Source organism: Maribacter hydrothermalis (assembly GCF_001913155.1).
Classification (GTDB): Bacteria; Bacteroidota; Bacteroidia; order Flavobacteriales; family Flavobacteriaceae; genus Maribacter; species Maribacter hydrothermalis.
This window is the reverse complement of sequence record NZ_CP018760.1, coordinates 730,489-752,254: the sequence shown is the minus strand read 5'-3', so window position 1 is coordinate 752,254 and position 21,766 is coordinate 730,489. Positions and strand designations below refer to the sequence as shown.

General features: G+C 40.0%; 8 protein-coding genes. All 8 read left to right on the top strand.

Annotation, left to right across the window (positions count from 1 at the left end; all coding sequences use genetic code 11):
- Positions 1-172: 172 nt before the first annotated feature.
- The 8 genes from BTR34_RS03265 (at position 173) to BTR34_RS03230 (ending at position 21,696) form a co-directional block, all read left to right on the top strand.
- Positions 173-4,639, top strand: coding sequence for a beta strand repeat-containing protein (locus tag BTR34_RS03265; RefSeq protein ID WP_082960184.1), 4,467 nt, complete (start codon positions 173-175; stop codon positions 4,637-4,639).
- Between the two features lie 417 nt (positions 4,640-5,056).
- Entirely contained in the window at positions 5,057-16,297 is an 11,241-nt protein-coding gene (locus BTR34_RS03260) for a collagen-like protein (protein ID WP_074472092.1), read from the top strand.
- Positions 16,298-16,356: 59 nt separating this feature from the next.
- Positions 16,357-18,351 carry a T9SS type B sorting domain-containing protein gene (locus BTR34_RS03255; RefSeq protein WP_068485072.1) on the top strand — a complete coding sequence of 665 codons (1,995 nt, stop codon included), beginning with the start codon at positions 16,357-16,359 and terminating at the stop codon, positions 18,349-18,351.
- Positions 18,352-18,386: 35 nt separating this feature from the next.
- Positions 18,387-19,310, top strand: coding sequence for a PorP/SprF family type IX secretion system membrane protein (locus BTR34_RS03250; RefSeq protein ID WP_068485077.1), 924 nt, complete (start codon positions 18,387-18,389; stop codon positions 19,308-19,310).
- Positions 19,311-19,381: 71 nt separating this feature from the next.
- Entirely contained in the window at positions 19,382-19,930 is a 549-nt protein-coding gene (idi, locus tag BTR34_RS03245) for an isopentenyl-diphosphate Delta-isomerase (RefSeq protein WP_068485071.1), read from the top strand.
- Positions 19,911-20,318, top strand: a complete 408-nt coding sequence (locus BTR34_RS03240) for a 6-pyruvoyl trahydropterin synthase family protein (RefSeq protein WP_068485070.1) — start codon at positions 19,911-19,913, stop codon at positions 20,316-20,318. The genes idi and BTR34_RS03240 overlap by 20 nt, the downstream gene beginning before the upstream one ends.
- Before the next feature lie 86 nt (positions 20,319-20,404).
- Entirely contained in the window at positions 20,405-21,367 is a 963-nt protein-coding gene (locus BTR34_RS03235) for a type I phosphomannose isomerase catalytic subunit (protein WP_068485076.1), read from the top strand.
- Positions 21,368-21,426: 59 nt separating this feature from the next.
- A complete protein-coding gene (locus BTR34_RS03230; protein WP_068485069.1) occupies positions 21,427-21,696 on the top strand; it encodes a hypothetical protein in 270 nt (89 codons plus the stop codon).
- Positions 21,697-21,766: the final 70 nt, after the last annotated feature.

The following is a 21,766-nucleotide window of genomic DNA, read 5'->3' as shown; positions in this document are numbered from 1 at the left end:
ATAAGTATTTTAATAAATAAGTTTTGTGTTGACAGCGGTATTCTACTCATTCACTTGGTAATATTCTAGCTTCACAACAATTTTTAGGCTTAGGCAAATTACCTAGTTATTTTTATGGTTGTTATTGATTAGAAAATAGTATTCTAATAATCAATATTCCATTTACATGATTATGAGCTTAAAACATATTTATTGTTTCTTAATGTTATTCTCTACAATTAGTTTCTATAGTCAAGAAACATATTTAGATAATTTTAGTAACGTGTCTTATTCTAATAATAATGGTACTCAAAATTTTTCTACTGATTGGATAGAAACCGGTGATTCAAATGCTGGACCAACGGCTCAATACTTAAGAATTAATAGTAATAGATTAGAATTATATTATTTATATAATGAAAATATTCGTAGATCAGCTAATTTATCTAGTGCTTCATCAGCGACACTATCTTTTAATTGGCAATCGGTAAACCTGTCTGGAAGTAGGGCTTTGGATGTCCAAGTGTCAAGTAATGGCGGAGCTAGTTACACCTCGGTAGGTACAATAACGGGTAATACAACTGGTACATTCAATCAAGATATTACATCTTTTATTTCTGCAAATACAACCGTAAGATTTGCAAAAACAAATACTAACTGGAATAGCAATCAATATGCATATATAGACAATTTTCAAATTACTACTACAACTATACCGCCAACACCAGCTCTTGAAATTAATGATGTAATTGTTAATGAAGATGGCGGTAGCGTTACTTTTACCGTAACACATAATAATATTGCTGCATCAGGGCCATATGTTGTTACATATCAAACTGCTAATGGTTCAGCTGATTTTGGTTCTGATTATACTTCGGATACAAATACCCTTAATTTTAATGGGCAAACTGGTAGATCCAGGACTGTAACTATCAGTATATTAGATGATACATTATTGGAAAATTCAGAAACTTTTTTCTTGCAATTGATTTCATCTACGGATCCCGCTGTTGATATTTCAGATTTTGGTACTGCAACTATTACTGATGATGATTCTATTTCAATGACCAACGGAACTACATCTAATGATTGTGGTTTGGTTTTTTTAGATCCCGGTAGTTTTGGAGACTATGGTAATAATGAAAATGTTATACATACACTTTGCCCAGAGCCTGGTACTGATTATGTTTCTGTTACATTTACAAGTTTTGATGTACGCTCAGGTGATTCCTTGTTTATTTATGATGGTAGTTCAACAAGTGCTTCTTTAATAGGGCAATATGACAATAATAATATTCCATCAATTATAAATGCATCAAATGGAGGTACGGGGTGCTTAACTTTTAGGTTTGTATCTAACAATTCTAATACGGGAACAGGTTTTGAAGCAGAAATTAACTGCTTTGAAGAGGGGCCTTTATTAGTTATAAACGATGTATCGTTGGCAGAAGATGGAGGTAATATGGTTTTTACCGTAACTTCAACAAGGGCAGCGCACGGAATAAATATTTTCTTATTTGGTTTTGTAAATACACAATTTACGGTTAATTATACTACTGTTAATGGCTCTGCTATTGGAGGTAGTGATTTTACAACAACTACAGGAACACTTACATTTAGCGGAGCAATTGGGAATCAAAGGACAATTTCTGTACCCATTACAAATGATGGAATACCTGAATTAGATGAAAATTTCTTCATTGAATTTACAAGTGCCAATGCACCAAACGGTCAAGTTAATTTTAGTGATACGGGTGAAGGAACAATTAATTCACAGATTTTGGCAAATGTTCCATTGACCCTCTTTAACCAATTTGATGGTAGATACGACTATGCAACCACAGGGGGTACTTTAAGAACTGGAAATAATGATTCGAGGGCAACATCTGCTGCAATAACCACTAATTCCTCTAATCAGTTGACATCTATTATACCCAATACTGGCGTAGTAGAAAAAGCTTATTTGTATTGGGCACATTCTGGTGGTACTAGAGATGAAAACGTAACATTTGAGGGTCAAACAGTATCGGCTAATTTTGTATATCAAACGGTATTGGAGGATATGAGTTTTTATGGCTATGTTAGTGATGTTACCAATATTATAAGTGGTATAGGAAATTTAAACACCAATGTTTTTGATTTTTCAAATTTAAGTATAGACAACACGGGAAGCTATTATACTAGGGCTACCACATTGGGAGGATGGTCATTAATGGTTTTCTATGAGGACCAGTCCTTGCCAGCAGTAAATATTAACCTCTATCAGGGTTTCGATGGGCTGTCAAATGAAGGAACTTCTTTTACGCTAGATTCATTTTACGCTATTGCGGGTGTTGGAGCCAAGGCAACATTTTTATCTTGGGAAGGAGATGCGTCTTTGGATGGGAACACTGGTACCAACCCTGAGGCTCTTTCTATTACCAATGAAAGCGCTAACACTTTTAATTTAACAGGTGATGGGGGCAATCCAGGTAATAACGCTTATAATTCAACTATATATGATAACACCATATCACCTGTATACAACACCCCCAATATATATGGTGTTGATTTGGATACTTATGATATCTCAACATACATATCACCAGGTGATTCACAAGTTACGGCCAATGTAGATATGGCTCAAGATTTTGTTATAAATAATGTAGTGGTAATTAAAGTACCATCTAACTTAATTGCTGGTACCGTATTCGAGGATATGAATTATCCAGGCGGCAATGGTAGAAATCAAACACTGTCATCTGGCACTGGAGTTTCAGGTGCAATAGTTGAACTTTTTGAAGATAATGGAACTTTCGTAGAACGAAAAACCACCAATATAAATGGTGATTATTCATTTGGTGGAATGGAAGATGGCGATTACTTCGTAAAAGTTGTAAATAATACCGTAAGCTCTAATAGAACAGGAGGTCTAAATTGTGGTACATGTTTTCCTATTCAAACCTTTAGAAGTTATGGAAATGCAACTACAGTTACGGAAGTGACTACAGAGATAGGAGGTGCAAATCCTGCTGCTTCAATAGATGCTGCTTTGGGAATACTAAACAATGCACAATCAATTTCCGAAGTAACCGTTGCAAGTAACGGGGTAACAGGCATTGATTTTGGCTTTAATTTTAATACTATAGTAAATACTAATGAAAATGGACAAGGTTCCTTGGAGCAGTTTATCCTAAATTCTAATGCTTTAGATGAGAGTACGTTAAATATAGAAGCTAATAGTATGTTTAATCCAGCCTTAGGTGACGATGTTTCTATTTTTATGATACCACCTTCTGGAGATAGTTTTGGCAGAACAGCTGACTCCAATTTTTCAAATGGCTATTTTGATATTTTATTATCAAATGGCAATCCTTTATCAATTGTTACCGGAGATAATACTATAATTGATGGGCGCACCCAAACCGCATATTCAGGAGATACAAATGTAGGAGTTTTGGGTTCTGGAGGAAATACCGTCGGTGTTTCCAATTCGGTATTGCCAAACTTTAATAGACCAGAAATACAAGTTCATCGGGATAATGGTGATGTTTTTAGAACTTCTGGAACGAATGTAGGAATAAGGAATTTATCAATTTTTGCGAGCAGTAATTCAGGAATTAGGGTTGATGGCGGTTCTTTATCCGTATCAAATAATATAATTGGTTTAGATGCTACCGGAATAACTACAAACGATTTAAATATAGGCATAGAGAATTTATCGGGTAATTTAACTGCCGATGGCAATTATATTGCAAATTCTGGAGACAACGCAATTTTAGTTAACGGAGGAACATCTAGCATTATCCAAAACAATCATCTTGCTAATAATGGTAATGCAGCTTGTGATGATGCAATTTTACTCACTGGTGGATCAGGGATACAGATTCTACAAAACCTTATTGATACATCTGCATCAACAGCTATAGATGGTGAAGCTATTTCTGGTGGCGTAATTATATCTGAAAATTCCTTAACTAGTTCAGGGCAGAATGGGGGAAATTGTACGGGTAGCCCTCAACAAATGGCTATTAGGTTAGCAGGTGATGGTTCGGAGATAATAAGCAATAAGATATATTCAAATGGAGGTGCTGGTATTAGTATAATTGGTGGAGTATCTAACCGAATTAGTCAGAATTCTATATATGCAAATGGTACTGTTAGTGATGCTCTAGGTATAGATTTAAATAATGATGGGGTTACTTTAAACGATAGTTCTGATTCTGATTCAGGTCCAAATAATCGAGAGAATTTTCCTGTCATTTCAGGAGCGTATATTTCTGGTACTAATTTAGTAGTAACAGGTTGGGCGGCTTCAGGAACTACTGTAGAAGTATTTTTTACTGATATTAATGAAGGTTCCGCACTATTAGGAGATAATCAATTAGGTTTATCTCAAGATTATGGTGAGGGGCAAACTTATATAGGTTCGGCTGTTGAAGGTAGTGCCGCTGATCAAGATGGATCTATCTCGTCTTATTTAGATGATGATGGTAATACAGACAATACCAACAAATACAAATTTGTATTTCCATTGCCTTCTGGTACTGTTTTGGGAGATCAAATTACAACCACAGGGACAAGGTCAAATTCTACTTCTGAATTTTCACCAATGGTTGTGATTTCAGCATATACTGTAATTACGAATAGAAGAATCACATATCGAATCAAGTCTAATTAAAGACAACATTATTGTTTTTTATGTCTCTTATTTAGAGGCTAAATTTTAATAATTTGCTAACAAAGAAATAGTCCATGAGCAAAAATTTTAGGACTGAATTTATGTTTTTAATAATGATCTTCCCAGATTTTTTTACCTGATTTTATAAGTAAAAGCTAAAGGACCATTAGCTTGTTTTTGCTTTCCTAAGTACTGAAAATACAGTGTATTCTCGATAAACAACATTCTCATTTACAGTAACAATTATGAATTCAAACCTCATGTTTATCTATGTATACTGTGTAAATATCTCTCTACACAACATTTATTTTAAGGTGCACTACTTATAATTAATATTTGTGTAATGTGAATACCATAGATCCATATTGTAAAAAAACAGAATAGATCTTTTTGGAATGAACATATTGAAAAACCTATATGACCAAAGAATTTTTGAAGGTGGAATTGAATATTAAAAGTATGAAGAGTCAAACTACTATAACCCTAGGTAAATCCATTAAAGGCCTAATGGTAATATTTGCTTTACTGTTGTCAGGCATTTCTATAGCTCAAACCACAGTTACGTTAGAGGATCAATGTAATTGCGAAGTGTTACAGGGTACTGATGTTTCTGCACCAGGAGCAGTAACACCAACTGGTGCTGATTTAGGAGATTTATATGTGAATACTGATTCTGGAACTATTTATTTCTGGGATGGTAATTCATGGGAGTTGACATCTACGGATGCTAATACCACCAATGCTTCATTAACAGAAGATGGTATTAGTCTTATTTTAACAGATAGCGATTTAAATACAGTTTCAATTCCTTTGGTTGATATTGCTGCGGTAGTTGATACCAATACCACAAATGTTACTTTTACGGTTAATAGTACAAATGGTACGTTAGACATAATCGATTCTGAAAATAATATTGTTTCTGTTCCATTAGCAGATATTGCTGCATTGGTAAACACAGATAATCAAGAAGGTACCGAAGTATTGTTAACTACACCGTTAGATGTAGATGGTGATACGGTAAATGAAACAACTGTAGAGGAAGCAATAGCAAATTTAGCTGCGAACAATGCATTAGATTTAGATATTGACCCAACCAACGAACTTACAACTAGTGGAAATGGAGTACCAGTAGGTGCACCGGCAAATGATAATCCGGGAGTAACCTATTTAGATACTGCAACAAATGAGTTGTATGTATATGATGGTACAAATTGGACAATGGTTACCGATAATCAAGAAGGTACCGAAGTATTGTTAACTACACCGTTAGATGTAGATGGTGATACGGTAAATGAAACAACTGTAGAGGAAGCAATAGCAAATTTAGCTGCGAACAATGCATTAGATTTAGATATTGACCCAACCAACGAACTTACAACTAGTGGAAATGGAGCACCAGTAGCTGCACCGGCAAATGATAATCCGGGAGTAACCTATTTAGATACTGCAACAAATGAGTTGTATGTATATGATGGTACAAATTGGACAATGGTTACCGATAATCAAGAAGGTACCGAAGTATTGTTAACTACACCGTTAGATGTAGATGGTGATACGGTAAATGAAACAACTGTAGAGGAAGCAATAGCAAATTTAGCTGCGAACAATGCATTAGATTTAGATATTGACCCAACCAACGAACTTACTACCAGTGGAAATGGAGTACCAGTAGGTGTACCGGCAAATGATAATCCGGGAGTAACCTATTTAGATACTGTAACAAATGAGTTGTATGTATATGATGGTACAATCTGGACAATGGTTACCGATAATCAAATTGCAGGTGAAGTTGAGGTTACACCGGCAGGAAATATTACAACAACTAATGTACAATCTGCATTAGAAGAATTAGACGGTATTATCACGTCTAGTGAACTTACCACCACAGTTGTCGAAGGAACAGGAGTAAACGTTACACCCTCGGTAACAGGAAATAATACGGAATATACTATTTCGGTAGATCCTACTGATATTATTGGTGATGGAAGCATTACCTCTAGTGATATTGATGTTACAGGAGGAGCTAATTCAACATTAAACGATGTAACACTTACTATTGCTGACAATGCAATAACCAATTCAAAGATGGCGGATAATGCTATCACGACAGCGGAAATATTGGACGGTACGATAGCCAGTGCGGATATCGCGGCGGATGCGGTAAATGCAGCCACAATAAACGGCGATGTAGCCGGAGCGGGATTAACACAGAATGCGACCACGGGAGCATTGGAAGTTGACGAATCGGCCATTGCGGACGGAACGATTTCGTCAACGAACAGTACGATAGATATTACAGGTGGGGACGATTCAGTGTTCAAGGATGTCACCTTGGATGTATCGGACAATGCAATAACCAATGCAAAGATGGCGGATAATGCTATCACGACAGCGGAAATATTGGACGGTACAATAGCGAGTGCGGATATCGCAGCGGATGCAGTGAATGCGGCCACGATAAACAGTGATGTAGCCGGAGCGGGATTAACACAGAATGCGACCACGGGAGCATTGGAAGTTGACGAATCGGCCATTGCGGACGGAACGATTTCGTCAACGAACAGTACGATAGATATTACAGGTGGGGACGATTCAGTGTTCAAGGATGTCACCTTGGATGTATCGGACAATGCAATAACCAATTCAAAGATGGCGGATAATGCTATCACGACAGCGGAAATATTGGACGGTACGATAGCCAGTGCGGATATCGCGGCGGATGCTGTAAATGCAGCGACCATTAACAGTGATGTAGCCGGAGCGGGATTAACACAGAATGCGACCACGGGAGCATTGGAAGTTGATGAATCAGTCATTGCGGACGGAACGATTTCATCTACGAACAGTACGATAGATATTACAGGCGGGGACGATTCGGTATTCAAGGATGTCACCTTGGATGTATCGGACAATGCAATAACCAATGCAAAGATGGCGGATAATGCTATCACGACAGCGGAAATATTGGACGGTACGATAGCGAGTGCGGATATCGCAGCGGATGCAGTGAATGCGGCCACAATAAATGGCGATGTAGCCGGAGCGGGATTAACACAGAATGCGACCACGGGAGCATTGGAAGTTGACGAATCGGCCATTGCGGACGGAACGATTTCGTCAACGAACAGTACGATAGATATTACAGGTGGGGACGATTCGGTATTCAAGGATGTCACTTTAGATGTATCGGACAATGCAATAACCAATGCAAAGATGGCGGATAATGCTATCACGACAGCGGAAATATTGGACGGTACAATAGCGAGTGCGGATATCGCGGCGGATGCAGTAAATGCGGCAACAATAAACAGCGATGTAGCCGGAGCGGGATTAACACAGAATGCGACCACGGGAGCATTGGAAGTTGATGAGTCGGCCATTGCGGACGGAACAATTTCATCTACAAATAGTACAATAGATATTACAGGCGGAGACGATTCGGTATTCAAGGATGTCACCTTGGATGTTTCAGATAATGCAATAACTACAGATAAAATAGCAACAGGTGCAGTAGAATCTTCGGATATCGCAGCAGATGCAGTAAATGCGGTGACCATTAATAGTGATGTAGCCGGAGCGGGATTAACGCAAAATGCGACCACGGGAGCATTGGAAGTTGATGAATCGGCCATTGCGGATGGAACGATTTCATCTACGAACAGTACCATAGATATTACAGGCGGAGACGATTCGGTATTTAAGGATGTTACTTTAGATGTTTCAGATAATGCAATAACCAATGCAAAGATGGCGGATAATGCTATCACGACAGTGGAAATATTGGACGGTACAATTGCGAGTGCGGATATCGCAGCGGATGCAGTGAATGCGGCCACGATAAACAGTGATGTAGCCGGAGCAGGATTAACACAGAATGCGACCACGGGAGCATTGGAAGTTGACGAATCGGCCATTGCGGACGGAACGATTTCATCTACAAATAGTACAATAGATATTACAGGCGGAGACGATTCGGTATTCAAGGATGTTACTTTAGATGTATCGGATAATGCCATCACAACGGATAAAATAGCCCCAGGTGCAGTAGGTACTTCAGACCTGGCAGATGATGCTGTTGCATTAGAAAAGTTAGCAAATGGTAGTGCCACCGGTCAAGTAATGCAATGGGACGGAACTGAGTGGACTCTAATAGATTTAGGTTCAGTAACAGTTACAGAAAATGACGGAATCATTGGTAACGAAGTAGTTGGTTCTTCAAATGGAACATTGACTTTATCTGGAATAGGTTCTACAGGTGATCCATTAAGATTAAGAGTTTCGGATGACGGGATTACAACGAATGAGATAGAACCGGGAGCAGTAGAAACTACAGATTTGTCAGATGACGCAGTTACCTTAGGTAAATTAGCGGCTGGTAATAACTCTGGTGATTTAATACAATGGAATGGAACAGATTGGGAATATATAGCACCAAGTTCTTTAATTCCAGCGACTACGGTTTCTAACACAAGTACGGTAAACACCTTGACTACAACAGTTGATGGAGTTACCGGGGCAGGAGTTTCGATAGTAAATAGCAATGTACTTGGTTTAAATGGCAGTGATGAATTGATAAGTACGGTAAACGGAGAAGCTTCAACAGCATTGGATTTAACACCGGCAATACAGGCAAACCAAACAACCACCACAGTTGTCGAAGGAACAGGAGTAAATGTTACACCCTCGGTAACAGGAAATAATACGGAATATACTATTTCGGTAGATCCTACTGATATAATTGGTGATGGAAACATTACCTCTAGTGATATTGATGTTACAGGAGGAGCGAATTCAACATTAAACGATGTAACACTTACTATTGCTGATAATGCAATAACCAATGCAAAGATGGCGGATAATGCGATCACTACAGCGGAAATATTAGACGGTACAATAGCCAGTGCAGATATTGCAGCAGATGCAGTAAATGCGGCAACAATAAACAGCGATGTAGCCGGAGCGGGATTAGCACAAAATGCGACCACGGGAGCATTGGAAGTTGATGAGTCGGCCATTGCGGATGGAACGATTTCGTCAACGAATAGTACCATAGATATTACAGGTGGGGACGATTCGGTATTCAAGGATGTCACCTTGGATGTATCGGACAATGCAATAACCAATGCAAAGATGGCGGATAATGCTATCACGACAGCGGAAATATTGGACGGTACCATAGCGAGTGCGGATATCGCAGCGGATGCAGTGAATGCGGCCACGATAAACAGTGATGTAGCCGGAGCGGGATTAGCACAGAATGCGACCACGGGAGCATTGGAAGTTGACGAATCGGCCATTGCGGACGGAACGATTTCGTCAACGAATAGTACCATAGATATTACAGGTGGGGACGATTCGGTATTCAAGGATGTCACCTTGGATGTATCGGACAATGCAATAACCAATGCAAAGATGGCGGATAATGCTATCACGACAGCGGAAATATTGGACGGTACCATAGCGAGTGCGGATATCGCAGCGGATGCAGTGAATGCGGCCACGATAAACAGTGATGTAGCCGGAGCGGGATTAGCACAGAATGCGACCACGGGAGCATTGGAAGTTGACGAATCGGCCATTGCGGACGGAACAATTTCATCTACAAATAGTACAATAGATATTACAGGCGGAGACGATTCGGTATTCAAGGATGTTACTTTAGATGTTTCGGACAATGCAATAACCAATGCAAAGATGGCGGATAATGCTATCACAACAACAGAAATTTTAGACGGTACAATAGCCAGTGCAGATATCGCAGCAGATGCAGTAAATGCAGCGACAATAAATGGCGATGTAGCCGGAGCGGGATTAGCACAGAATGCGACCACGGGAGCATTGGAAGTTGATGAATCGGCCATTGCGGACGGAACGATTTCATCTACGAACAGTACCATAGATATTACAGGCGGGGACGATTCGGTATTCAAGGATGTTACCTTGGATGTTTCAGATAATGCAATAACTACAGATAAAATAGCAACAGGTGCAGTAGAATCTTCGGATATCGCAGCAGATGCAGTAAATGCGGTGACCATTAATAGTGATGTAGCCGGGGCGGGATTAGCACAGAATGCGACCACGGGAGCATTGGAAGTTGACGAATCGGCCATTGCGGACGGAACGATTTCATCTACAAATAGTACAATAGATATTACAGGCGGAGACGATTCGGTATTCAAGGATGTTACTTTAGATGTATCGGATAATGCCATCACAACGGATAAAATAGCCCCAGGTGCAGTAGGTACTTCAGACCTGGCAGATGATGCCGTTGCATTAGAAAAGATAGCAAATGGAACTGCCACCGGTCAAGTAATGCAATGGGACGGAACTGATTGGGCCTTAGTTGATTTAGGTTCAGTAACAGTAACTGAAAACGATGGTGTGATAGGGAATGAAGTAGTAAATGGAACTGATGGTACTTTAATACGTTCGGGTGCAGGTACAACAGTAAGTCCATTTACTTTAGATGTTGCAGCAGATGCCATTACAAATGCAGAATTAGCAGATAATTCAGTAAATACAGAAAATATTGTAGACGGAGCTGTAGGAACAGCTGATTTGGCAGACGGAAATAATGCTGGTGATTTAATACAATGGAATGGAACAGATTGGGAATATATAGCACCAAGTTCTTTAATTCCAGCGACTACGGTTTCTAACACAAGTACGGTAAACACCTTGACTACAACAGTTGATGGAGTTACCGGAGCAGGAGTTTCGATAGTAAATAGCAATGTACTTGGTTTAAATGGCAGTGATGAATTGGTAAGTACGGTAAACGGAGAAGCTTCAACAGCATTGGATTTAACACCGGCAATACAGGCAAACCAAACAACTACGACAGTTGTCGAAGGAACAGGAGTAAATGTTACACCCTCGGTAACAGGAAATAATACGGAATATACTATTTCGGTAGATCCTACTGATATAATTGGTGATGGAAGCATTACCTCTAGTGATATTGATGTTACAGGAGGAGCTAATTCCACATTAAACGATGTAACACTTACTATTGCTGACAATGCAATAACCAATTCAAAGATGGCGGATAATGCTATCACGACAGCGGAAATATTGGACGGTACGATAGCCAGTGCGGATATCGCGGCGGATGCTGTAAATGCAGCGACCATTAACAGTGATGTAGCCGGAGCGGGATTAACACAGAATGCGACCACGGGAGCATTGGAAGTTGATGAATCGGCCATTGCGGACGGAACGATTTCATCTACGAACAGTACGATAGATATTACAGGCGGGGACGATTCGGTATTCAAGGATGTCACCTTGGATGTATCGGACAATGCAATAACCAATGCAAAGATGGCGGATAATGCTATCACGACAGCGGAAATATTGGACGGTACGATAGCGAGTGCGGATATCGCAGCGGATGCAGTGAATGCGGCCACGATAAACAGTGATGTAGCCGGAGCGGGATTAATACAGAATGCAACTACAGGAGCATTAGAAGTTGATGAATCGGCCATTGCGGACGGAACGATTTCGTCAACGAATAGTACCATAGATATTACAGGTGGGGACGATTCGGTATTCAAGGATGTCACTTTAGATGTATCGGACAATGCAATAACCAATGCAAAGATGGCGGATAATGCTATCACGACAGCGGAAATATTGGACGGTACAATAGCGAGTGCGGATATCGCAGCGGATGCAGTGAATGCGGCCACGATAAACAGTGATGTAGCCGGAGCGGGATTAGCACAGAATGCGACCACGGGAGCATTGGAAGTTGACGAATCGGCCATTGCGGACGGAACGATTTCATCTACGAACAGTACCATAGATATTACAGGCGGGGACGATTCGGTATTCAAGGATGTCACCTTGGATGTATCGGACAATGCAATAACCAATGCAAAGATGGCGGATAATGCTATCACGACAGCGGAAATATTGGACGGTACAATAGCGAGTGCGGATATCGCAGCGGATGCAGTGAATGCAGCGACCATTAACAGTGATGTAGCCGGATCGGGATTAATACAGAATGCGACCACGGGAGCATTGGAAGTTGATGAATCGGCCATTGCGGACGGAACGATTTCATCTACGAACAGTACGATAGATATTACAGGCGGGGACGATTCGGTATTCAAGGATGTCACCTTGGATGTATCGGACAATGCAATAACCAATGCAAAGATGGCGGATAATGCTATCACGACAGCGGAAATATTGGACGGTACGATAGCGAGTGCGGATATCGCAGCGGATGCGGTAAATGCGGCCACGATAAACAGTGATGTAGCCGGATCGGGATTAATACAGAATGCGACCACGGGAGCATTGGAAGTTGACGAATCGGCCATTGCGGACGGAACGATTTCGTCAACGAACAGTACGATAGATATTACAGGTGGGGACGATTCGGTATTCAAGGATGTCACCTTGGATGTATCGGACAATGCCATCACAACGGATAAAATAGCCCCAGGTGCAGTAGGTACTTCAGACCTAGCAGATGATGCTGTTGCTTTAGAAAAGTTAGCCAATGGAACTGCCACAGGTCAAGTAATGCAATGGGACGGAAGTGAGTGGACTTTAGTGGATTTAGGTTCAGTAACTGTTACAGAAAATGACGGAATCATCGGCAACGAAGTGGTTGGTTCATCAAATGGAACATTGACTTTATCTGGAGCAGGAAGTACAGTTAATCCATTAAGATTAAGAGTTTCTGATAATGGTATTACAACTAATGAGATAGCACCTGGAGCAGTAGAAACTACAGATTTGTCAGATGATGCGGTTACCTTAGGTAAATTAGCGGCAGGCAATAACTCAGGTGATTTAATACAATGGAATGGAACAGATTGGGAATATATAGCGCCAAGTTCGTTAATTCCAGCGACTACGGTTTCTAACACAAGTACGGTAAACACCTTGACTACAACAGTTGATGGAGTTACCGGGGCAGGAGTTTCGATAATAAATAGCAATGTACTTAGTTTAAATAGCAGTGATGAATTAGTAAGCACTTTAAATGGAGTAGCTTCAAATGCAATAGATTTAAGTTCATATGTTAATGATGATACAAATGAAATTCAAGATTTACAGTTAATTGGAGATGATCTTTCCTTAACGAATGACCCAACAGCTACAGCAATAGATTTATCTGACTATAGAGAAACAGTAGTGGGTATAAACGATATTATCGTTACTAATGATTCTAACGGTAATTACACAGTTGATTATATAGACGGTGATAAGGACGACCAAAATGAAATAGAATTACCAACAGGTGGTAATAATGGACAGGTACTTTCTACTGATGGTTCAGGAATATATACGTGGGTTGATCCAGATTCTGGTCCTCAAGGTCCAGCGGGTCCACAGGGACCAGCGGGAGCGGATGGCAATGACGGAGCAACAGGAGCAACAGGAGCAACAGGAGCAACGGGAGCACAAGGTCCAGCCGGTCCACAAGGAGCAACAGGAGCACAAGGTCCAGCCGGTCCACAGGGACCAGCGGGAGCGGATGGCAATGACGGAGCAACAGGAGCAACGGGAGCGCAAGGTCCAGCAGGTCCAGCAGGTCCGGTAGGCCCAGTAGGAGCGGATGGCAATGACGGAGCAACGGGAGCACAAGGTCCAGCAGGTCCGGTAGGCCCAGCAGGAGCGGATGGCAATGACGGAGCACAAGGTCCAGCAGGTCCGGTAGGCCCAGCAGGAGCGGATGGCAATGACGGAGCAACGGGAGCACAAGGTCCAGCAGGTCCAGTAGGCCCAGCAGGAGCAGATGGCAATGACGGAGCAACGGGAGCACAAGGTCCAGCAGGTCCACAAGGAGCAACAGGAGCACAAGGTCCACAGGGCCCAGCAGGTCCACAGGGACCAGCGGGAGCGGATGGCAATGACGGAGCAACGGGAGCACAAGGTCCGGCAGGTCCGGTAGGCCCAGCGGGAGCGGATGGTAATGACGGAGCAACGGGAGCACAAGGTCCGGTAGGTCCACAGGGCCCAGCAGGTCCACAGGGACCAGCGGGAGCGGATGGCAATGACGGAGCAACAGGAGCACAAGGTCCAGCAGGTCCAGTAGGCCCAGCGGGAGCAGATGGCAATGACGGAGCAACAGGAGCACAGGGTCCAGCAGGTCCTGTAGGTCCAGCGGGAGCGGATGGCAATGACGGAGCAACGGGAGCACAAGGTCCAGCAGGTCCGGTAGGCCCAGTAGGAGCGGATGGCAATGACGGAGCAACGGGAGCACAAGGTCCAGCAGGTCCGGTAGGCCCAGCGGGAGCGGATGGCAATGACGGTGCAACAGGAGCAACGGGAGCACAAGGTCCAGCAGGTCCGGTAGGCCCAGCAGGAGCGGATGGCAATGACGGAGCACAAGGTCCAGCAGGTCCGGTAGGCCCAGCAGGAGCGGATGGCAATGACGGAGCAACGGGAGCACAAGGTCCAGCAGGTCCGGTAGGCCCAGCAGGAGCAGATGGCAATGACGGAGCAACGGGAGCACAAGGTCCAGCAGGTCCACAAGGAGCAACAGGAGCACAAGGTCCACAGGGCCCAGCAGGTCCACAGGGACCAGCGGGAGCGGATGGCAATGACGGAGCAACGGGAGCACAAGGTCCGGCAGGTCCGGTAGGCCCAGCGGGAGCGGATGGTAATGACGGAGCAACGGGAGCACAAGGTCCGGTAGGTCCACAGGGCCCAGCAGGTCCAGTAGGCCCAGCGGGAGCAGATGGTAATGATGGAGCAACAGGAGCACAGGGTCCAGCAGGTCCTGTAGGTCCAGCGGGAGCGGATGGCAATGACGGAGCAACGGGAGCACAAGGTCCAGCAGGTCCGGTAGGCCCAGCGGGAGCGGATGGTAATGATGGAGCAACGGGAGCACAAGGTCCGGTAGGTCCAACGGGCGCAACGGGAGCACAGGGTCCTGTAGGTCCACAAGGTCCAGCGGGAGCAACAGGAGCAACTGGTCCAGCAGGTAATCCGGCAACAGACGATCAAACTTTGGCAACTACAGGTTCAGCAGGGCAAATTTCAATCTCTGGCGGAAATGCAATAACTTTAAATGTTAATGACGCCGATTCAAGTACAACTAATGAACTTCAAACAATAAATAGATCTGGAACCAATGTTATATTGTCCAACGGTGGTGGAACAGTGTCAATCGCAGATAATGATAATAATTCAACTAACGAAATACAGACAATAACATCAACCAATGGTTCGGTAACTGTTACTCAAAGTGGGATTAATTACAACCTTTCCGTACCAACAGCAAATGGTGCTGAAACTGTAGTTGAGGCTGCTCCAAATACTGATATTAGTGTTACGGGTACTGGTACTTCGGCTGATCCATATTTGATTGCCAATACAAGACCAGATATATTTTATCCACCTTCCATAGAAGTAGATGTAGCAACAACCGGTACAGGTAGAACAATTAATTTACATGCGGAGTATTTAGCTCAATATGGTACGCCAGCAGTAGTAAGCGCAGGTGCTCCAGCGACAATACCAACGTATGCAAATAATGAATTATACTATTATGTTACTTATTATGACACAACTGTTTTTGCTAATGTAGTTGTTAATAATGTTGGCGTTATGACTTATGATGTTATTTCAACACCAACGGATTATAACACATTAATTAACGTAGTTTTTGTAGCACAATAAATAACTGATTAAAGCTAAGATTCCAAATCGATTTGAAAAAAACTCATATATATAAAACCATGTTTCTCAGTATCGTTTTAACGATACTGGGAATGTTGGTATCTAACGCCCAGTTTTTACTTCAGGCACCTACGGATAGTGATCAAAATAATTTTCGCTGGTATGAAGCTTCAGATACGGCAACGGTACTCGGTACCGATTCTTTTTATGAAGTAACACAACCAGGTATTTATTTTGCTACTTATGATGGTACTTTATGTGGATCAAACGCAACTGGATATTTCATTGTTACAGATTGTAATAATCCAAACAATGAAGTAACGATGGATATTACTTCTAATGTCCCAAGTAGTGCATCAGTTAATTGGAATCCGGCCATCATTGGGGATCAACTAAGACCTATGGTTGTAGCGACAGACGAAGTGGTGAGATATACCGCAATGGTAACAAAAGCTGGTAATACTTTCAGTCTGCCTAATTTTACGGTAGTATGCTTACCAGAAGCGGCCAATTTAGAAGATGATTTAGTTACCACAGACGAGGAAGTTTCTGTTGTTATTGATATATATGCAAATGATGAAGATTTACCTATTATAGGTGATTTAACTACTACAAATCCGTCAAATGGAACTGTATCCATTGATGATGGTGGTACACCAAATAATCCATTAGATGATATTGTAACCTATACACCAAATGTAGATTTTAATGGTACTGATAGTTTCGACTACACTATTTGCAATGCTTATGGAGATTGTAGTACAGCAACAGTAACCATAGAGGTTTTACCAATATTGGATACCAATGATGATTCAATTGCCATAGATATCAATGAAATTAGGGCAATTAATACTTGGCAATTAAACGATAATGATTTACCTACGGATGGGACATTTAGTGTATCCCAGCCAACTAATGGTTCGGTAACTGTTGATGATAATGGCACTCCAAATGACCCATCAGATGATATTCCTACCTATTTTCCGAATAATAATTACATAGGCACAGATGCTTTTGATTATACGGTTTGTGATGCAGTAGGTAATTGTAGTACATCTACCATAACAATTCTTATTAATCCTTTAGGTGTTGATATAGATAGCGATGATGATGGTATTGTTGATAGTTTTGAAGATTTGAATTTAGATGGCGATAATGATCCTTCTACAGATTCTACGGACACTGATGGTGACGGCTTCCCAGATTATCTAGATATAGATGCTGACGGTGATGGTATACCGGATAATGTTGAAGCTCAGGCTACGGCAGATTACATTCCGCCTTCAGGGATCGATGCGAATACCAATGGTTTAGATGATGCCTATGAAGCTAATGGTTTAACTGGAATATTCCCAGTTGATACTGATAGCGATAACCTTCCTGATTATTTAGATGAGGATAGTGATAACGATAACGTATTAGACTCAGTTGAAGGTCATGACTATGATCATAATGGTATCGCAGATGTCGTAAGAATAGGATCTGATAAGGATAACGATGGACTAGATGACGGGTATGAAGGTAGTATTTCTGTTGATATCGATGTCAATGATGAAATTGATGATCCTTACGGTCAGCTTCCTAATACGGATAGTGATGAAGAGTCAGATTATAGGGATACCGATGATGACGATGATGGTATAGAAACTCGTGATGAAGATATCAATCTTAACGGAAATTATGCAGATGACGATTCTGATGAAGATGGTATACCTAATTATTTAGATTCAGATTTAGGAGAATTAGAAGAAGAAATTGAAGTTTTCAACGTTATTACACCTAACGGTGATGGTATTCATGATGTTCTAAGAATAGATGGTTTACAGAATTACCCTAACAATTCTTTAAAAATTTATAATAGATGGGGCGTGTCTGTTTACATGACAAAAGCTTATAATACCGAAGGAAATGTTTTTGATGGTACATCGGAAGGTAGGGTTACAGTAGATGTAGATCGTAAGTTACCAGTAGGAACGTATTTCTATATACTAGATTATGAATTACCAAATGGAGAGACAAAATCCCTTTCAGGTTACATATATATAAATAGATAAGATTAATGTTTGCAAAATATATATACAATAATAAAATGCAGTTTCTTAAGCAGTTTGCCGCTATTGCGGCACTTTGCTTTGGAGTGTTTTCTTATGGTCAGCAAGATGCACAGTATACGCAGTATATGTATAATACTATAAGTGTCAACCCTGCTTATGCCGGTTCTAGAGGACACATTAGTATAGGCGCTTTGCATCGTTCTCAATGGGTAGGTTTAGATGGTGCACCAACAACACAAACATTCAATGCTCATTCGCCAATCGGTTATAGAGGTGTAGGTTTAGGTTTGTCAATAGTAAATGATGAAATAGGACCTACTTCTGAAACTAACTTTGATATTGATTTCTCGTATACGGTTTGGACTTCAACGGAAGGTAGGCTAAGTTTTGGTTTAAAGACAAGTGCTAACTTATTGGATATTAGATTTTCAGAATTAAATCAATACACAACAGATCCTACATTACAGCAAGATATTGATAATAGATTATCTCCAAATATTGGAGCAGGAGTCTATTATCATACTAATAAATATTATTTAGGATTATCAATACCAAGATTTTTAGAAACTACTCATTTTCAAGAGTCAAACTTGTCAACAGCAAAAGAGCAAATGAATCTTTACCTTATTACAGGTTATGTATGGGATTTAAATGAGTTTGTAAAATTTAAGCCAGCTTTACTTACCAAAGTTGTAAAAGGCGCACCGTTACAAGTAGATTTATCTGTGAACTTCATGTTAAACGATAAATTTATTCTTGGAGGAGCCTATAGATGGGATGCCGCGTTTAGTGGTATGGCTGGGTTTAATGTATCTAATAAATTCCTAATCGGTATTGCCTATGATAAAGAAACCACAGAACTTGGAAATGCGGCATTTAATGATGGTTCTTTTGAAGTAATATTTAGGTATGATTTTATTTCCACTAAGGATAATCTGAAATCACCTCGATTCTTCTAGTCAATTTCAATTAACATATTATTATCTGCTATGCTTTTCGTAGAATAAGCTAAACGTCTTATTTTTACGAAATGAAGGAAGAAGAAGTAATTCTTGTAAATCAAGAAAACGAACAAATTGGAACAATGCCAAAAATGGAAGCCCATGAAAAGGCTATTTTACATAGGGCATTTTCGGTTTTTATAATTAATGATGAAGGCGAAATAATGTTACAGCAACGTTCTGCCTCTAAGTATCACTCACCATTATTATGGACCAATACCTGTTGCAGTCATCAACGAGTAGGGGAGTCTAATATCGAAGCCGGTAAACGACGACTTCAAGAAGAAATGGGATTTCAGACAGAGTTAAAAGAATTGTTTTCCTTTATTTATAAAGCTCCATTTGATAATGGATTAACTGAGCATGAGTTTGATCATGTGATGTTGGGAACTTATAATGCTGAACCTAAAGTTAATCCAGATGAAGTAGAGGCATGGAAATGGATGTCTCCTGAATTAATTAGGATGGATATTTCTACCAATCCTAAAACATATACAGCATGGTTTAAGATAATTTTCGATAAATTCTACGAGCACTTATTTATAAATCCAAAAAAAAATGAAAGTAAAGGTAAGTAGAAAAGCGCATTTTAATGCCGCCCATAGGTTATATAGAAAAGATTGGACGGATAGTAAAAATGCTCAAATTTTTGGAAAATGTAACAATCCAAATTTTCATGGTCATAACTATGAACTTATAGTAAGTGTTACTGGCGAGATTGATTCTGAGACCGGTTTTGTAATGGATATGAAAGTGTTAAAAGATTTGATCAAAGTTGAAATTGAAGATTATCTTGACCATAAAAACTTAAATATTGAGGTTGTTGAATTTATGAATATGAACCCTACTGCTGAAAATATAGCCATTGTTATATGGAAAAAATTACGACCACATATTTTACCTTCTAGCGATTTGGAAATAGTATTATATGAAACTCCTCGAAATTTTGTGACTTTTTCAGGTTAAATAGGGGTTATCATTTAAGAAAACTCTTATTTGCCCGTTATTAATTAAATATATTATTACTTCTAAATAATTTTTATTCTATGTTGATACATCCTTTAAAATTTAGACCAATTTTAAAAGAAAGACTTTGGGGAGGCACTAAGCTAAAAGAAGTACTAGGCAAACCTATTGAAAGTGATATTACCGGTGAGAGTTGGGAGCTCTCAACTGTTAAAGGAGATGTTTCAGTAATTGAAAATGGAAGTTTAGCAGGAAAATCACTTCAGGAGCTAATAGATTCTAATGGAGAGGAACTTTTAGGAAAAAGTGTTGTAGAACGCTTTGGAAAAGAATTTCCAATTTTAATAAAGTTTATAGATGCTAAGCAAGACCTTTCTATACAATTGCACCCTAATGACGAGTTGGCAAAAAAACGTCACAATTCTTTTGGTAAAACAGAAATGTGGTACATAATGGATGCTGACCCAAAAGCAGAACTTATTGTAGGTTTTAATAAAGATGTAACCAAGGAAGAATATGCTGAAAGTGTTGCTAATAACTCCTTACTGGATCTACTTAATTATGAGCAAGTTAAAGAAGGAGATACCTTTTTTATTAATACAGGAAAAATTCATGCAATAGGTGCTGGTGTAATGTTAGCAGAAATTCAGCAAACTTCTGATATCACCTATCGTGTATTTGATTTTAATAGAAAGGACAAGGAAGGTAACCTTCGTGAATTGCATACGGAGTTGGCACTTGATGCCGTGGATTATGAAAAGAAAGATGATTTTAAAATTTCATATACTCCAGGTATTAATGAAATTAGTACCATGGTTGACTGTCCTTATTTTAAAACAAATTTCATTGAATTAACCAAGGATATTGAAATTGATACTACAAAACGCGACTCATTTACCATATTTATGTGTGTTGGTGGCGAAGTTTTAATTAATACTGCAGAAGGGGAAGTAACCATAAAAAAAGGTGAAACAGCTTTATTACCAGCGAATACCATTACTATTTATTTAAAATCTATGGGAGCTAAACTTTTAGAGGTTACTATTTAATTGATAATTAACCACTCAGCAATTGAAAAAGTGTATTTTTGCAAAAAAAATAATTAGTAATGGCAAGTATAAAAGAGTTAAAAAAGAATATTAATAATGTTCTTGGTGACATTATAGAAGGTGTTTACATTGTTGAAGCTGCAAACGGGAAAAACAATTCAAAGGAGGGTTCAGCTATCGTAGATCAAGCTATTGTAGATTTCGATGAACTTATTGCTAAAGTTAACCAAAGCAAAGTTGAAAATAAGAAAGCTCATTTCAATGAAGTAAGAAATGATTTAGAAACTAGAGCGAATAAATTAGTTGATTCATTAAATAAATTAGCTTAATACATTAAGCTAAAGTTTAGTTATAAAAAAAGCATCCTAATAAATACAGGATGCTTTTTTTAAATAAAAC

Bases quoted from the DNA above. Each gene is read 5' to 3' on its own strand.
- BTR34_RS03255 (WP_068485072.1), top strand. From the start codon at position 16,357: ATGTTTCTCAGTATCGTTTTAACGATACTGGGAATGTTGGTATCTAAC.
- BTR34_RS03250 (WP_068485077.1), top strand. From the start codon at position 18,387: ATGCAGTTTCTTAAGCAGTTTGCCGCTATTGCGGCACTTTGCTTTGGA.
- BTR34_RS03230 (WP_068485069.1), top strand. From the start codon at position 21,427: ATGGCAAGTATAAAAGAGTTAAAAAAGAATATTAATAATGTTCTTGGT.
- BTR34_RS03260 (WP_074472092.1), top strand. From the start codon at position 5,057: ATGACCAAAGAATTTTTGAAGGTGGAATTGAATATTAAAAGTATGAAG.
- BTR34_RS03265 (WP_082960184.1), top strand. From the start codon at position 173: ATGAGCTTAAAACATATTTATTGTTTCTTAATGTTATTCTCTACAATT.
- BTR34_RS03240 (WP_068485070.1), top strand. From the start codon at position 19,911: ATGAAAGTAAAGGTAAGTAGAAAAGCGCATTTTAATGCCGCCCATAGG.
- idi (WP_068485071.1), top strand. From the start codon at position 19,382: ATGAAGGAAGAAGAAGTAATTCTTGTAAATCAAGAAAACGAACAAATT.